Origin of the sequence: Rhodococcus ruber, from assembly GCF_027270735.1 — a bacterium.
GTDB lineage: Bacteria > Actinomycetota > Actinomycetes > Mycobacteriales > Mycobacteriaceae > Rhodococcoides > Rhodococcoides rubrum_A.
Window position 1 is genome coordinate 693,952 of record NZ_JAPWIJ010000001.1, and the last position, 13,555, is coordinate 707,506.

General features: G+C 64.0%; 17 protein-coding genes. 9 read left to right on the top strand and 8 right to left on the bottom strand.

Annotated features, from left to right (window positions below; all coding sequences use genetic code 11):
- Positions 1 to 2 precede the first annotated feature (2 nt).
- From O4220_RS03385 to O4220_RS03400, 4 genes are all read right to left on the bottom strand, one after another.
- Positions 3 to 887, bottom strand: a complete 885-nt coding sequence (locus tag O4220_RS03385) for a pirin family protein (RefSeq protein WP_269602150.1) — start codon at positions 885 to 887, stop codon at positions 3 to 5.
- Positions 884 to 1,342, bottom strand: coding sequence for a MarR family winged helix-turn-helix transcriptional regulator (locus O4220_RS03390; protein ID WP_269602151.1), 459 nt, complete (start codon positions 1,340 to 1,342; stop codon positions 884 to 886). Before O4220_RS03390 ends, O4220_RS03385 begins: the two co-directional genes overlap by 4 nt.
- Positions 1,332 to 2,423, bottom strand: a complete 1,092-nt coding sequence (locus O4220_RS03395; protein ID WP_269602152.1) for an LLM class flavin-dependent oxidoreductase — start codon at positions 2,421 to 2,423, stop codon at positions 1,332 to 1,334. The genes O4220_RS03390 and O4220_RS03395 overlap by 11 nt, the downstream gene beginning before the upstream one ends.
- Before the next feature lie 85 nt (positions 2,424 to 2,508).
- On the bottom strand, positions 2,509 to 2,883 hold the full coding sequence (locus O4220_RS03400; protein ID WP_269602154.1) for a hypothetical protein: 375 nt from the start codon (positions 2,881 to 2,883) through the stop codon (positions 2,509 to 2,511).
- A 195-nt stretch (positions 2,884 to 3,078) separates the two neighbouring features.
- On the opposite strand from O4220_RS03400, the gene O4220_RS03405 reads away from it, so the two are divergent.
- Together O4220_RS03405 and O4220_RS03410 are read left to right on the top strand one after the other, a co-directional pair.
- Positions 3,079 to 3,579, top strand: a complete 501-nt coding sequence (locus O4220_RS03405; protein ID WP_269602155.1) for a GNAT family N-acetyltransferase — start codon at positions 3,079 to 3,081, stop codon at positions 3,577 to 3,579.
- A 219-nt stretch (positions 3,580 to 3,798) separates the two neighbouring features.
- Positions 3,799 to 4,179: a hypothetical protein gene (locus O4220_RS03410; protein WP_269602156.1), complete on the top strand. Its 381-nt coding sequence runs from the start codon at positions 3,799 to 3,801 to the stop codon at positions 4,177 to 4,179.
- Here O4220_RS03410 and zapE read toward each other — a convergent pair.
- Positions 4,135 to 5,049 (bottom strand): cell division protein ZapE, encoded by a 915-nt coding sequence (gene zapE / locus O4220_RS03415; RefSeq protein WP_269602157.1) that lies wholly within the window; start codon positions 5,047 to 5,049, stop codon positions 4,135 to 4,137. The two genes, O4220_RS03410 and zapE, sit on opposite strands and share 45 nt — an antisense overlap.
- A 60-nt stretch (positions 5,050 to 5,109) precedes the next feature.
- Between zapE and O4220_RS03420 the strand changes: the two genes are divergently transcribed.
- Both O4220_RS03420 and O4220_RS03425 read left to right on the top strand, forming a co-directional pair.
- A complete protein-coding gene (locus tag O4220_RS03420) occupies positions 5,110 to 5,670 on the top strand; it encodes a TetR/AcrR family transcriptional regulator (protein WP_269602158.1) in 561 nt (186 codons plus the stop codon).
- An 11-nt stretch (positions 5,671 to 5,681) separates the two neighbouring features.
- Positions 5,682 to 6,746, top strand: coding sequence for a glycerophosphodiester phosphodiesterase family protein (locus tag O4220_RS03425; RefSeq protein ID WP_269602159.1), 1,065 nt, complete (start codon positions 5,682 to 5,684; stop codon positions 6,744 to 6,746).
- A gap of 16 nt (positions 6,747 to 6,762) precedes the next feature.
- On the opposite strand, the gene O4220_RS03430 is transcribed toward O4220_RS03425, so the two are convergent.
- Positions 6,763 to 7,650 carry an oxidoreductase gene (locus O4220_RS03430; protein WP_269602160.1) on the bottom strand — a complete coding sequence of 296 codons (888 nt, stop codon included), beginning with the start codon at positions 7,648 to 7,650 and terminating at the stop codon, positions 6,763 to 6,765.
- Between the two features lie 35 nt (positions 7,651 to 7,685).
- On the opposite strand from O4220_RS03430, the gene O4220_RS03435 reads away from it, so the two are divergent.
- Positions 7,686 to 7,895, top strand: a complete 210-nt coding sequence (locus tag O4220_RS03435; protein ID WP_269602161.1) for a DNA-binding protein — start codon at positions 7,686 to 7,688, stop codon at positions 7,893 to 7,895.
- A gap of 3 nt (positions 7,896 to 7,898) precedes the next feature.
- On the opposite strand, the gene O4220_RS03440 is transcribed toward O4220_RS03435, so the two are convergent.
- Both O4220_RS03440 and O4220_RS03445 read right to left on the bottom strand, forming a co-directional pair.
- On the bottom strand, positions 7,899 to 8,708 hold the full coding sequence (locus O4220_RS03440; protein WP_269602162.1) for a pentapeptide repeat-containing protein: 810 nt from the start codon (positions 8,706 to 8,708) through the stop codon (positions 7,899 to 7,901).
- Positions 8,709 to 8,751: 43 nt separating this feature from the next.
- On the bottom strand, positions 8,752 to 9,135 hold the full coding sequence (locus O4220_RS03445) for an MmcQ/YjbR family DNA-binding protein (RefSeq protein WP_269602163.1): 384 nt from the start codon (positions 9,133 to 9,135) through the stop codon (positions 8,752 to 8,754).
- Positions 9,136 to 9,219: 84 nt separating this feature from the next.
- Between O4220_RS03445 and O4220_RS03450 the strand changes: the two genes are divergently transcribed.
- The 4 genes from O4220_RS03450 (at position 9,220) to lon (ending at position 13,500) form a co-directional block, all read left to right on the top strand.
- Positions 9,220 to 9,981 carry a putative protein N(5)-glutamine methyltransferase gene (locus O4220_RS03450; protein WP_269602164.1) on the top strand — a complete coding sequence of 254 codons (762 nt, stop codon included), beginning with the start codon at positions 9,220 to 9,222 and terminating at the stop codon, positions 9,979 to 9,981.
- A gap of 41 nt (positions 9,982 to 10,022) precedes the next feature.
- On the top strand, positions 10,023 to 10,313 hold the full coding sequence (locus tag O4220_RS03455; protein WP_269602165.1) for a hypothetical protein: 291 nt from the start codon (positions 10,023 to 10,025) through the stop codon (positions 10,311 to 10,313).
- Between the two features lie 49 nt (positions 10,314 to 10,362).
- Complete coding sequence (locus O4220_RS03460; protein WP_269602166.1) at positions 10,363 to 11,064, top strand: type 1 glutamine amidotransferase domain-containing protein; 702 nt, start codon at positions 10,363 to 10,365, stop codon at positions 11,062 to 11,064.
- Positions 11,065 to 11,244: 180 nt separating this feature from the next.
- Entirely contained in the window at positions 11,245 to 13,500 is a 2,256-nt protein-coding gene (lon, locus tag O4220_RS03465; protein ID WP_269602255.1) for an endopeptidase La, read from the top strand.
- The last annotated feature ends 55 nt before the right edge of the window (positions 13,501 to 13,555 follow it).

Genomic DNA, 13,555 nt, shown 5'->3' on the forward strand with positions numbered 1-13,555 from the left:
AGTCAGCCGCGAGGTTTCATACGGGCGTTCGGAAGTTCGGGCGCATGGAGCCGCGGCCCGGGATATCCCTCGACGGTGCCGAACTGGCCGTTCTCGGATTCGTAGGCTGCTCGATATTCGACGACGTCTTCGTGACTGCGGCCGACGAAGTTCCACCACATCACGATCTGCTCGCCGAACGGCGGACCGCCCAAGAGTAGAAACCGAACCGGATCCTGCGTCGAATTGTGCAGGTGCAGCTCGTGTTCACCGGGTTCGGCATAACCCAATTCGGCAGCGCCCAGCTCGGCGTCGGCCAGGGTCACCGATCCTCGGTCGACGATGATCCCGTGCTCGAACGTCGGGTCGACCTCGAGAGTGACCCGCGCGCCGGCGTCGAGCACCATCTCCGCCCCGAGCAGTGGGGTGTACGTCGACACCGGCGAGGTCTCGCCGAGCACGGTGCCGAGGAACACCCGGGCGGTGAGTCCCGGCGCAGACACCGGCGCTGGCACATAGTGCTCGAATGTCGGTGCAACGAAACGGGATACGGCCGGAAGCGCGACCCACAACTGCATGCCGTGCAGGATGTCGGTCTGTGGGGTGGAGACCTCGGAGTGACTGATGCCATGCCCGGCCGTCATCAAGTTCAGCTCGCCCGGTCGCACCATGGCGTGCGAACCCACACTGTCGCGGTGCTCGATCTCGCCCGAGAACAGCCAACTGACCGTCTGCAATCCGGTGTGCGGGTGCGGTGCGACATCCATGCGCGAGCGTTCCGGGCCGTAATGATCTGCGAAACACCATGCGCCGATGAGGGATCGGTCTTTGTGGGGCAGGGTGCGTCGAACTTTCATGGCGCGGGGGCCACCGAGTGGAACTTCACGAGGGGTGAGGACCTGGATCATGTGTGCTCCCGGATGTCGGTCTGGGCGAGCCTGAGCTTGGTGCACAGACTTTCGAGTGTCTTCAGCTCGTCGGCATTCAGAGCGTCGCCGACGTAGCGCCTGATGCGGGCGGCGTGTTTGCGTCCGATCATCCTCTGCACATCGGCTCCCGTATCGGTCAGGCAGACGATCGTCCCGCGCTTGTCCGACGGATCAGGCTCTCGGGCAACGTAACCCAATGCCGCAAGGCGATCGCACATCCGAGAGAGCGACGGTTGGCTGAGCAGGATCTCGTCGTTGAGTTCGTGCAATCGGAGTCTGTGGTTCGGACTGGTACTCAGGGTGAACAACACGTCGTACTCGCGCATGCCGATCGGATCCCAGATGTCGTCGGCGGTGAACCGGCGCATCAGGGCGACCTGGGAGCGAAACAATGCCTCCCAGGCCCCGATCGACAACTCCGTGTCAGACGGCAACAGCTGCCTCTTTCTCCGCCAGCATCGATGCGTGAGTCGGAGGATTCTCCGGAACACCTGCCGGGCGTCGGGAAGCGAATTCTCTGCGCAGTACCGGCACCACGTCCTCGCCCAGGATGTCGAGCTGTTCGAGCACGGTCTTCAACGGCAGACCCGCGTGGTCCATCAGGAACAGTTGACGCTGGTAGTCGCCGAAGTAGTCCGCGAATGCAAGCGTCTTCTCGATCACTTGCTGCGGAGATCCGACAGTCAGCGGGGTCTGTTCGGTGAAGTCCTCCATCGTGGGACCGTGGCCGTAGACGGGTGCATTGTCGAAGTACGGCCGGAACTCGTTCACCGCGTCCTGGCTGTTCTTGCGCATGAACACCTGACCACCCAAGCCGACGATGGCTTGGTCGGCACGGCCGTGACCGTAGTGCTCGTACCGTTCGCGATACAGGTCGATCAGCGCGATGTAGTGCTCCTTCGGCCAGAAGATGTTGTTCGCGAAGAAACCGTCACCGTGATACGCGGCGATCTCTGCGATCTCCGGGCTGCGGATCGACCCGTGCCAGACGAACGGCGCAATGTTGTCGAGTGGGCGCGGCGTCGAGGTGAACCCGTCGAGCGGGGTGCGGAAGTTGCCCTTCCAGCTCACGACGTCCTCGGTCCACAGCCGTCGGAGCAGTTGGTAGTTCTCCAGCGCCAGCGGAATCCCCTGACGGATGTCCTGGCCGAACCACGGGTAGACCGGACCGGTGTTGCCGCGGCCCATGATGAGGTCGACGCGCCCCTCGGACAGATGCTGGAGCATCGCGTAGTCCTCGGCGATCTTCACCGGGTCGTTGGTGGTGATCAGCGTGGTCGACGTGGACAGAATCAGCTTGTCGGTCCGGGCCGCGATGTAGCCGAGCATCGTTGTGGGCGAGGACGGCACGAACGGCGGGTTGTGGTGCTCGCCGGTAGCGAAAACCTCGAGGCCTACTTCTTCGGCATGCTCGGCGATGGTGACCATCGCGCGGATGCGCTCGTGTTCGGTGGGCGTCGCACCTGTCGTGGGGTCGGTGGTGACGTCTCCGACGGAGAAAATTCCGAACTGCATGGTGCGCTCCTACCCGAACAAAGTTCATGCGTTTGCATCGACTGCGTCGTACAACCTGCGCTTGGTCCGGGCTATTCCGTGTCGCCTACCGAACGAGCGACGCGGTTCCGCTGAGCGAACGCACGTCGTACGATTCGGCCGCGCCGTGCTGCTCGGAGGACCCGCCGTGCACGGTGTAGAGCACTGCGTAGGAGGTGAACGTGACGTCTTGGCCGTCGTCCGTATCGATGTTGACGCGGGGCAGAACGATCAGCAGGTGGGTCCGGTTGCCGTCCGAGAGAGTCTGCACGAGGGTGCGCACCTCGAATCCGAGGTCGGAGCGGGTGACGTCGGTGGATTCCAGCGTCTCACCGCTGAGTACGAGCTGCGCCGCCCAGACCCCGGCGGATCGATGGGCGTCGACGGTTCCGGTGATGTCGTCGCCACTGAAGTCGTAGTGGTTCGCTGCTGAGAAAGGCATGGTCACAGGCTATGCCCGGGCGGCTGAAAAAACTTCGAAAGAATTTCCCATCCGATACCCATCCACCCGGTGACGGGCCTCGAATGGTCAATGAGACACCCGCTGCTGCTGTCGCCCCCGACCGCCGTCAGTAGTGGGTGTCTCCCTTAATTTGTGGGTCCGGGTCGGCCTGATTCTTTCCCTAGCATCGACGTCATGGCGTTTCGCATCGTTCCTGTCACGGCCGAATGCTGGCCGCAGTTCCGCGCGCTTCGGCTCGAGATGTTGGCAGATTCGCCGAAGGCGTTCGTCGAGACTCTCGATGCTGCGTCGCGACAATCGGATGACGACTGGGTGCGGCGAGCCGCCGAAACCAATTCTGCGTTCTCGTGTGGTTTCGCCGCGGTGGACGACGCGGATCGGTGGGTAGGAATCATGCGGGCGCGGGTCGAAGACGGTAGGACATTTCTGCTGGGCGTCTACGTGACGCCCCTCCTGCGCGGCGAAGGCTTGGCCGATGCCTTGCTGCTCGAAATCGAGCGGTGGGCCGGCGAACGCGGGCATGACCAGCTGACGCTCGAGGTGCACGAGCACAACGAACGCGCCCAGGCTTTCTATCGGCGCAGGGGATTCAGCGCGACCGGTGAGAAAGTTCCCTACCCCTTGGCTCCCCACGAGTACGAAGTTGTGATGATCAAACCACTCGGGGCGGAGTAGGTATCTCGCGCTCTATCGGAGGAGCGCGATTCGCTGCTCGTCGAACCTCGTCATGGTCGTCGGCACATCCCTGGTTTTGTTGTGCTGAAGTAGTTCTTCAGTCCGATCGCGAGGATTCGGCAACTACACCGAACGCGATAGTCGCGCGCCTTCGATGACCGTACCGAGCGTGGAACGCCGTTCGCTGAGTTTCACGCCGACGGCGCTTAAGCTGCCCGTGTGTCCAAGAAAGACAACACGTCGGCGATCGAAGTGCAGACACTGCTTCGGCAGGATCGCAGAGATCTCGCCGCCCGGTTGCTCGTCTCCGCCTTCGTGCCGGTGATCGACGACCCTTACCCGTTGATGACGGGCGCGCGGCTGGGTGAATCGCTCGCCCGTGACGCCGGAATCCGAGTCAGTACTTGGTCCTGGAGCATCCGCCGCAATCCCGACGCCACCCTCGCGCAGCTGATTCTCGAACTGGTTCTGCTGTGGGAAGGAGCCGGACTGGCATGCCGCGGGCTCGCGCTCGACGCCAACGAGGTTGTCCTTCTGACACGGGGCGAAGAGCTGCTACGCGCCGGCGGCGTCGACGCTGTTCGCCGCGCGCTCCGGTGAAGAAGACCGCAATTCGCTGAGTCGACTGATCAATCGATCGGTGTCGAGACCGGCACGCCCGACGGCGAATTCATGCAGCGGGACGAGAGCGTGGAAGTCCGTACGTACGTCCCGGTCGTACAGGACATCCACGAGATTTGCGAAGCGCTGAGCGGCGAATTCGTTCACACTGGCAAGAGCCGGAATGTCTGTGATCGTCAGAGTCGTTGCTGTTTCGGTCAATTGGAGGTAGTCGCCCGTCGAGCGAGCGGCGCAGCACAGCTCGGAAAACGTACGACCGTCCAAGACCGGCTCCAGACTCCACATCCCCGATGCGAATCGCGACCGACTCGTCCCGGCGGAACGGTAATCGACGGGACCGTCGACGCAGACCACGTCGAGATCTTTCTTCAGCTTCTCGATCGTCGGAACGAACGTCGGGTGGAACAGCGGATTCGGAAGCAGATCGTCGGGCGCGTAGTTCGACGTGACAACCAGGACGACGCGGCGAGCGAAGAGGGCGTCCAGCATGCGCGTGATGAGGCGGGCATCGCCGATGTCGTGGACGTGGAATTCGTCGAAACACAGCAGTGATGCCGGAGCAGAGCCGGTGGACAGAATGTCGTCGATGGCCGCGTCGATCGAGAACCCGTGACGAAAATACGCTGCGTGCAGGTCGCGGAAGAAGCTGTGGAAGTGGACGCGCTTCTTGGCCGTGACGTCGACATTGTCGAAATAGGTATCGAGCAGCCAGGTCTTACCGCGTCCTACCGGCCCCCACAGGTAAATGCCTTTCTTGCCCGGCGTGGTCAGCGCGTCAGCCGCTGCGGCCTGGGCATCGTCCAGGATGAAGTCGGTGTCGAAGGTGTATCGCGGTGGAGTCGGCCTCATGAACCGAACCGTACGCCGTCGGGCTCTACATTTGTAGAGGGAGTGTGTAGGCTCACGATCATGGATCGTCGAACTACTATCGCCGACGCCGCGCTCGGCATCGTTGCCCGCGATGGTCTGCGCGCGCTGACCCACCGCGCGATCGACTCGACGCTCGAATACCCGGCCGGGTCAACGTCGTACTACTTCCGAACCAAGTCCGATCTGCTGGCTGCGGTGGCCGCCAGGCTGGTAGAGCTGTCACACGCGTCGTTCGTGGACATCGCCGACAACAACACCGATGTCGCCACGGTGGTGGGGCAGTACCTCCACGGTGCGCTCACTCATCGCATGACCGAGCTGCGGGCTCGTTATGCGCTGATGCTCGATCCTGCTGTTGCGCAGGATGTTCGCGACGTTCTGGCGCGCGCGTTCTTTTCGCTCGAACTGGCCAGGGAACTGTTCGACGAACCCGCCCACGGAGACGGCTTGGTCTCGCTCTGCGAGGGCTTGGTTGCCGATGTGGTGTTCGGGCGTCGCGCATCGAAAGACATTGCAGCGCTGAAGTTGCCGATCGCGGTCTACCTCGCGGGTGCCGGGCGTTCACTGCGCGGGAACTCGATGGACACCGACCTCCCGTAGTCTCGCCGACCATGCGATTCGGTAGATACATGTCTGTGGCATGCGTTTCGGCTCTGGTTCTGGCCGGGTGCGGAACCGAATCGACCGCAGACCCGGCATTGCCGGAAGGTGGCGCGGCACCACTCGGCTCGTTCGACCTGCAGGCGCACCGGGGCGGTCTCGGCTTGGTCACCGAGAGCACGATCGAATCATTCTCCAATGCGCTGGAACTCGGGGTGAACACCCTCGAATTGGACACTCAGATCACCGAGGACGGCGTCGCGATCGTCACGCACGACCGCAAGGTTTCCGACAAGAAGTGCATCGACACCGGTGCATCCACGCCGGGAGACCCGGACTTTCCGTACGTCGGAAAGTTCGTCGACACACTGACTCTCGCGCAGATCCGCACACTGGATTGCGGTGCGTTGCCGCTCGCGGACTACCCGGAGCAACGTCGCGTGCCCGGTGCTCGCATGCCGACGCTCACCGAGGTGCTGGATCTGGTGAAGTCGGTCGACGCGCCGGACGTGAAGCTGAACGTCGAAACCAAGGTCGAGGCAGGCAGCCCTACCGAAACCGCTCCACGCGAGCAGTTCGTCGACACAGTGCTGGGGACGATCAGGGAGGCAGGCATGCTGGACCGGATCACTGTGCAGAGCTTCGACTGGGGCGCGCTGAAACTGGTCCGAGACGCCGAGCCCGAGGTGCCGGTGGTTGCGCTGACCAACGGTGACTTCTTGCAGGTGGGCCAGGAGGGCTCGTCACCCTGGCTCGGCGGAATCGACATCGACGATTTCGGTGGGGACGCGATCGCCGCGATCGATTCGTTCGGAGCGTCCGCTTACTCGCCGGTGCAGGGAAACCCGCAGAGCGGCAAGGTCGGCGACCCAGACTTCGAGCTCTTCGTGACTCAGGCGATGGTCGATTCAGCACACGACCGCGGAATCCGGGTGATCCCGTGGACCGTCGACGACCCCGACACGATGCGTGCCCTGATGGACCTGGGCGTCGACGGTCTGATCACCGACTACCCCGACCGCGCGCGCACCGTCATGAGCGAGCGCGGACTTCCACTGCCCGAACCCGCGCGGTGAGTGCGCGGCGGGAGACTCACACCGGGTAGCCGACCCCGGTCAACTTTTCGCTGACGTCCCACAGCTTTGCCGCGAGCACGGGATCCTGTGCCATGCGAGTCATGGACGCCGGGCCCGGCTTTCCGCGTGACTCGAACAGCGACGTGGGGCCACTGTAGGTGCCGCCACCCGCGACGTCGACGGCATAGATCGTGGGAAGTGCTCCGGCACGGGCAGATTGCGAGATGAACTTCAATCCGATGGGTGCCAGTGCCGCCAGGATCTTGTTGCTGCCCAAGCCGTCCGGGCTCGAGTACAGCTCGGTCGAGGAGATACCGGGGTGCGCAGCATTGCTGGTCACCTTCGATCCGGCCTTGTCGATCCGACGCTGCAATTCCAGTGCGAACAAGATGTTCGCGAGCTTGGAGTTCGCGTACCCACGCTGAGCGCTGTAGCCACGCTCGAGCTGGAGATTGTCGAAGTCGAGCTTGGGGCGCTGACGATGCGCGACGGATGCGATGGTGGTGATCTTCGCGGCGTCGGCGAGTTTGGGAAACAGCAGGCCGGTCAGGGCGAAGTGGCCGAGATGATTGGTGCCGAGCTGCAGCTCGAATCCGTCCTCGGTCTCGGTCCGCGAGGCCGGCATCATGACGCCTGCGTTGTTGATCAGTACGTCGATCGACTCGGGAGCCGACGCGGCGTATTCCCGCACCGAGGCCAGGTCGGCGAGATTCAGTGTCGCCGTATCGACGGTTCCGTTCGGTGCCTCCGCTCGGATCTTCCCCGCTGCGGACTCGGCTTTCTCCTGGTTACGGCAGGCGAGCGTCACATGGTCGCCACGTTTCGCGAACTCCAAGGCGGTGAAGTAGCCGATACCGGTGTTCGCTCCGGTGATGATAACGCGTCTCTGCTTGGTTTCAGGCACGGCGTCAGGCTACCGGTCTGCCTTAGGATGCGCCCGTGAGCACAGCACAAACCGATGAACATCCGGACTTTCCGAAGGGGACCGGAAATCCTGCGTGCCGGGCGTTCCGCGCGGCGGGCTACCGGTGTCTGGACGATCTCGCAGGTGTGTCGGCGGCGGAGTTGAGAAAGCTGCACGGTGTCGGCCCGAAGGCACTGACAATCGTCCGAGCAGCGCTGGAGCAGACCGGTAGATCACTGGGTTGAAGGTCAGGTCCAGTGACTCGGACGGGTCAGGGATTGCGGTAGCCGTGTTGCTCGGTCACCTCGAGCCGCGTTGATCTGAAACTGGGTGGCAAAGATGCTGCCACGCAGGTCTGCGCCTCTGAGGTCGGCACCTCGAAGGTCCGCGCCGATCACGTCGGCCAGACGCAGGTCGGCCCCGCGCAGGTCGGCTCCGATGAGGTAGGTGCCGCGCAAGCTTGCGCCGCGCAGATCGGCACCGGCAAGCTTCGCGCCCATCATGTCGCGTCCGCGGTAGTTAGTCTTCTTGCCTGCAACCTCGGCGCGCACCTGGTCGCTTGCGTCGAGCAGCACTTCGTTGACTCGAGAGCGCAGGGCGGAGACGTCGACCGCCATCAGGATCCCGGGAGTTGCCGACGTGAGCGCCTCCAATTCGTCGTAATCGCCGGCAAGCCGGGTGTGGAGGCTTTCGGTCGACTTCCGGCCACGGGCATCCGCCAGATACCAGAGCAGCTCGTGCAGATCACGCATCACCGGAAAAACCGCGAACATCTCCGACGCGTTCGACGGCTGCTGCCGCCAGTCCCGTCCCTCGAACGTGGACTGCGACACCTTCTGGCCCGCACCGAAGCAGTCGTACACCGTGCACCCGGGAAAACCCTTCTCCCGGAGCGACGAGTGAATGCTGCACCGCGAGTCCTCCAGGAGGTTGCGGCACGGCTCCCCTGCGGCTTTGTCCATTGCGAAATCGGATGACTTCGCGAAGGGCAGAGCGACGCAACAGAGCCCGAAACAACTGCCGCAATCGGCCAGCAAGTTCTCGCTCGGGGCAGCCATGCGTCCACTGTGTCCCTCGACGTGCGTCAGCGTCAAACGAGATTCACTCGGGTAGATCGAGCAGTGCGACGAGCTTCTTCGGTGCCCGGTTGCAGTAACTCTCGGTGATCAGCTCGCCGAGTTCCACGCGGTCCACGGAGGCGTCGAGCTTCATGCCGATGATCTCGGGTCCCCAACCTGGAGCGAAGAAGCCGTCCCGCTTGGACAATGCGTCGAGTTCGATTCCGCGAGAACGGAAGATGAGGACGTGAGCCGGGCCGTCGGTGCCTGCAGCCTTCGCGAATGCCGGCGGACCACCGTCGCGAATCTCGAGCAGGTGGGCAAACGTGCGACCGCGTATCCGCCAGCGCTCACCGACCCAGGCCTGTTCCTCGTACGTCTCGGGCAGCGCCAGGCACATTCGACGCACTGTGGCATCCCAGCTCATCGCCCTCTCCTCTCCTGCGACATACCGGGCTACAGTATTTCAACGGGACAGCTGGGCGCACAGCAATCCAGGAGGTCGTCGGCGGTGGAACCAGGGTTCGACGACGTGGTGTCCGCGCTGCGCACAGCCGGGTGTGTGTTCGCCGAGGAGGAAGCAGAGATCCTCGTCGAGTCCGCCTCGAGCCCGACAGAGCTCGCGGAACTGCTGGGGCGTCGCATCGCCGGTGAACCGCTCGAGCACGTCGTGGGGTGGGTGTGGTTCTGTGGTCGACGCATCGCCGTCGAACCGGGTGTGTTCGTTCCCCGCCGCCGCACCGAATTCCTCGTGGAATGTGCTGCAGCACTGCATCCTTCGACGCTACTCGACCTGTGTTGCGGTTCCGGCGCGATCGGGCTCTCGGTTACGGGCGTCACCGAACTGCATGCGGCCGATGTCGACGCGGCGGCGGTGGAGTGCGCCGAACGCAACCTGCATGCCGTCGGAGGTACGGTGCACCGCGGTGACCTGTTCGACGCTCTGCCCCCGGAACTGCACGGAAGATTCGACGCGATAGTCGTCAACGCCCCGTACGTCCCGACGGGTGCGATCGAGCTGATGCCGAGAGAGGCGCGACTTCACGAGCCGCACATCGCGCTCGACGGCGGCGTGGACGGCACTGGTCTCCATCGGCGGGTTGCGACGCACGCCCACGACTGGCTGGCTCCGCACGGCAGTCTGCTCATCGAAACCAGTGCCCTGCTGGCGAATTCGACATTCGAGGCCATCCGCGAGGCCGGGTTCGCGGCCAGTATCAGTGAATCCGAGACGTTCGATGCCGTAGTGGTGATCGGTTCTGCGAGCGAGTAGATTCGCGCAGCAATGGGCTGGTCGATCTCGGGAGGGGAACGATGCAATTCTTGGTGTTGAGTCGACGGCGCGTAGAGCAGTACTCGGACGAGGATTTCGCCGCTGTGCTGCCGGCGGAGACGGATGCGGTTCGGGCGCTGTACGCGGACGGCGTCGTGCGCCAGATCTGGCTCCGCGGGGACGTGGCGGGGGCTGCCTTCGTGGTCGAGGCCGAGAATGCGTCCGTCGCTCGGTCGACAGTCGACGCACTGCCGATGGCGTCGTCGGGGTTGTCCGAGTTCACGGTGATTCCGCTCTCTCCTTACCGCGGATTCGGTCCGGTGCCGACCTGAAGCTCGTCGAATCGGTTTCGATTCTGGGTCTCTGTGGCATCCGTCCACCATGACTACATTGCTGTTCGCGGTAACCGCTGCCGACCATTGGACATTGAACGACGGAAGCAAGCACCCCACCGGCTACTGGGCCGAAGAGCTCGCCGAATCGCACCGCACCTTCGTCGACGCCGGGTGGGACATCACGGTGGCCACGCCGGGCGGTAAGGCACCGGTCGTCGACGAGGGCAGCCTGGCGGTCGACGCCAACGGTGGTGACGAGCAGAAGGTGGCGGATCAGAAGAGCTACCTCGCGTCGATCGAGAACATTCTGTCCTCCCCCGCCGTGCTGGAAGACCAGAAGGCGTCGGACTTCGATGTCGTGTTCGTTCCCGGCGGTCACGGACCGATGGAGGATCTCGCCGTGTCCGAGAGCTTCGGCGCGCTGGTGGTCGACTTCCTCGATGCCGACAAGGTGGTCTCCGCGGTGTGCCACGCGCCGGCCGCCCTTCTTCCCGCAGTGCGCTCCGATGGATCCTGGGCGTTCGACGGGTACGAGCTCACCGGCTTCACCGACGAGGAGGAGACCCAGGCCGGGCTCGCAGACAAGGCCCCGTGGCTCCTCGAAACTCGGCTGCGCGAGAACGGTGCGAAGTTCGAGAACGCCGACGCATGGTCGCCGCATGTGGTCGTCGACCGGAACCTCTACACCGGACAGAACCCGGCCTCGACGCGCCCGCTCGCAGAGAAGCTGGTCAGCGCGCTGAAGTAGTCGCCCTGATGTGAAGACGGTGGCGGCCGGTGTTCTGCCCACGGAGAACACCGGCCAGCAGCGGGAACATCACTACTGCTTTCGAAGTTGAGTCCCGATAGCTCAATCTTTGGAGGAGAAGTGACCGAAACCGTTCGTGTCCCCGTACTGTTCCTGACCGACCCGATAGTCCTGCCCGGAATGGTGGTGCCCGTCGAACTCGACGAGGCCGCGCGCGCCGCCGTCGATGCGGCGAAGGCGAGCAACGACGGTACCCTGCTCGTTGCTCCCCGTTTGGAAGACCGCTACGCCGCGTACGGAGTCCTCGCGACCATCGTGCAAATGGGCCGCCTGGCCGACGGACGACCGGCCGCCGTCATCAAAGCCACGCGCCGCGCGCACATCGGCCACGGAGTCAGCGGTCCCGGTGCCGCCCTGTGGGTGGAGGCCGAGACCGTCGCAGACGTGGCCGCTAGTGACGATCTCAAAGCCCTTGCGGCCGAATACAAACAGCTCGTCGTGGCGATGCTGCAACGCCGAGACGCCTGGCAGGTGATCGACTCGGTCAACAAGCTCACGGATCCGAGTGCCATCGCCGATACCGCGGGCTACGCGTCCTACCTCACCGATGTGCAGAAGCGTGACCTTCTCGAAACACCGGACGTGGCAACGCGTCTGGATTCGCTGATCGAGTGGACCAAAGCGCACCTCGCTGAGGTCGAGGTCAACGACAAGATCTCCGGCGACGTTCGTGAGGGGATGGAGAAGACTCAGAAGGAGTTCTTGCTTCGTCAGCAGTTGGCGGCCATCCGTAAGGAACTCGGGGAAGACGAGCCCGACGGTGCCGACGACTATCGTGGCCGCGTCGAGGCCGCAGATCTGCCCGAGAAAGTGCGCGAGCAGGCGCTACGTGAGGTCGGCAAGTTGGAGCGTGCCAGCGACCAGAGTCCGGAATCGGGCTGGATCCGAACCTGGCTCGACACCGTGCTCGACCTACCGTGGAACAACACCACGACCGACAATACCGATATCGATTCTGCGCGTGCAGTTCTCGACGCGGATCATCACGGACTCGACGATGTGAAGGATCGAATCGTGGAGTACCTGGCTGTCCGTGCGCGACGTTCCGAACGGGGCCTGCAGTCCGTCGGTGGGCGCGGATCCGGCGCGGTCATGGTGCTCGCGGGCCCGCCCGGGGTCGGCAAGACCTCACTCGGCGAGTCCGTCGCCCGTGCGCTCGGCCGTACCTTCGTGCGCGTCGCTCTCGGTGGCGTTCGAGACGAGGCCGAGATTCGTGGGCACCGTCGCACCTACGTCGGCGCACTGCCGGGCCGAATCGTACGGGCCATCGGCGAGGCGGGATCGATGAATCCCGTTGTGCTGCTGGACGAGATCGACAAGGTCGGTTCGGACTACCGCGGCGACCCGAGTGCCGCGCTGCTCGAGGTGCTCGACCCGGCGCAGAACCACACGTTCCGCGATCACTACCTCGATCTGGATCTCGACCTGTCCGACGTCGTGTTCCTCGCCACGGCAAACGTGATCGACCAGATTCCCGGCCCGTTGCTCGATCGCATGGAACTGGTGACCATCGACGGATACACCGAGGACGACAAGGTCGTCATCGCCCGGAACTACCTGCTTCCCCGTCAGATGGACAGGGCTGCAATCACCTCCGACGAGGTGACGGTGACCGACACCGCACTACGCAAGATCGCGGCCGACTACACCCGTGAGCCAGGGGTGCGGCAACTCGAGCGGTTGTTGGCCAAGGCCTTACGTAAGGTGGCGACGAACCTCGCGGGCACAGCCGACGTTCTGCAGATCGACGAGCCGGATCTGGTGACCTACCTCGGTCGTCCTCGCTTCACGCCCGAGGCGCACGAGAGAACCGAAGTACCGGGTGTGGCAACGGGTCTGGCGGTCACCGGACTCGGCGGCGATGTGTTGTTCATCGAGGCGGCCTCGACCGACGGCGATCCGGGGTTGAAGCTCACCGGTCAGCTGGGCGACGTGATGAAGGAATCCGCGCAGATCGCGCTGTCCTACGTACGCGCGCACGCAGCACAATTCGGCGTCGCACCGGAGTCTCTCGATCGCAGTATCCACGTGCACGTTCCGGCAGGTGCGGTGCCGAAGGACGGCCCGTCGGCAGGCGTGACCATGGTGACGGCACTGGTGTCGATGGCCACCGGACGGCCGGTGCGATCGGACGTCGGCATGACCGGGGAGGTCACGTTGAACGGTCGGGTGCTGCCGATCGGCGGGGTGAAGCAGAAGTTGCTCGCTGCGCAACGAGCGGGACTGAAGACGGTGTTCATCCCGGCTCGCAACGAACCGGATCTGGACGAGGTGCCAGCAGAAGTGCTGGAAGCGTTGGACGTCCGTCCGATGACCGATGTCGCCGACATTCTGGCGCTCGCGCTGGAGCCGGTGGCAGCAGCCGCGGCGGCGTGATCCTGGCGAGGGGAGCCGCGCTTGACCTCGAGCTATGTCGAGGTTCTACCGTGAT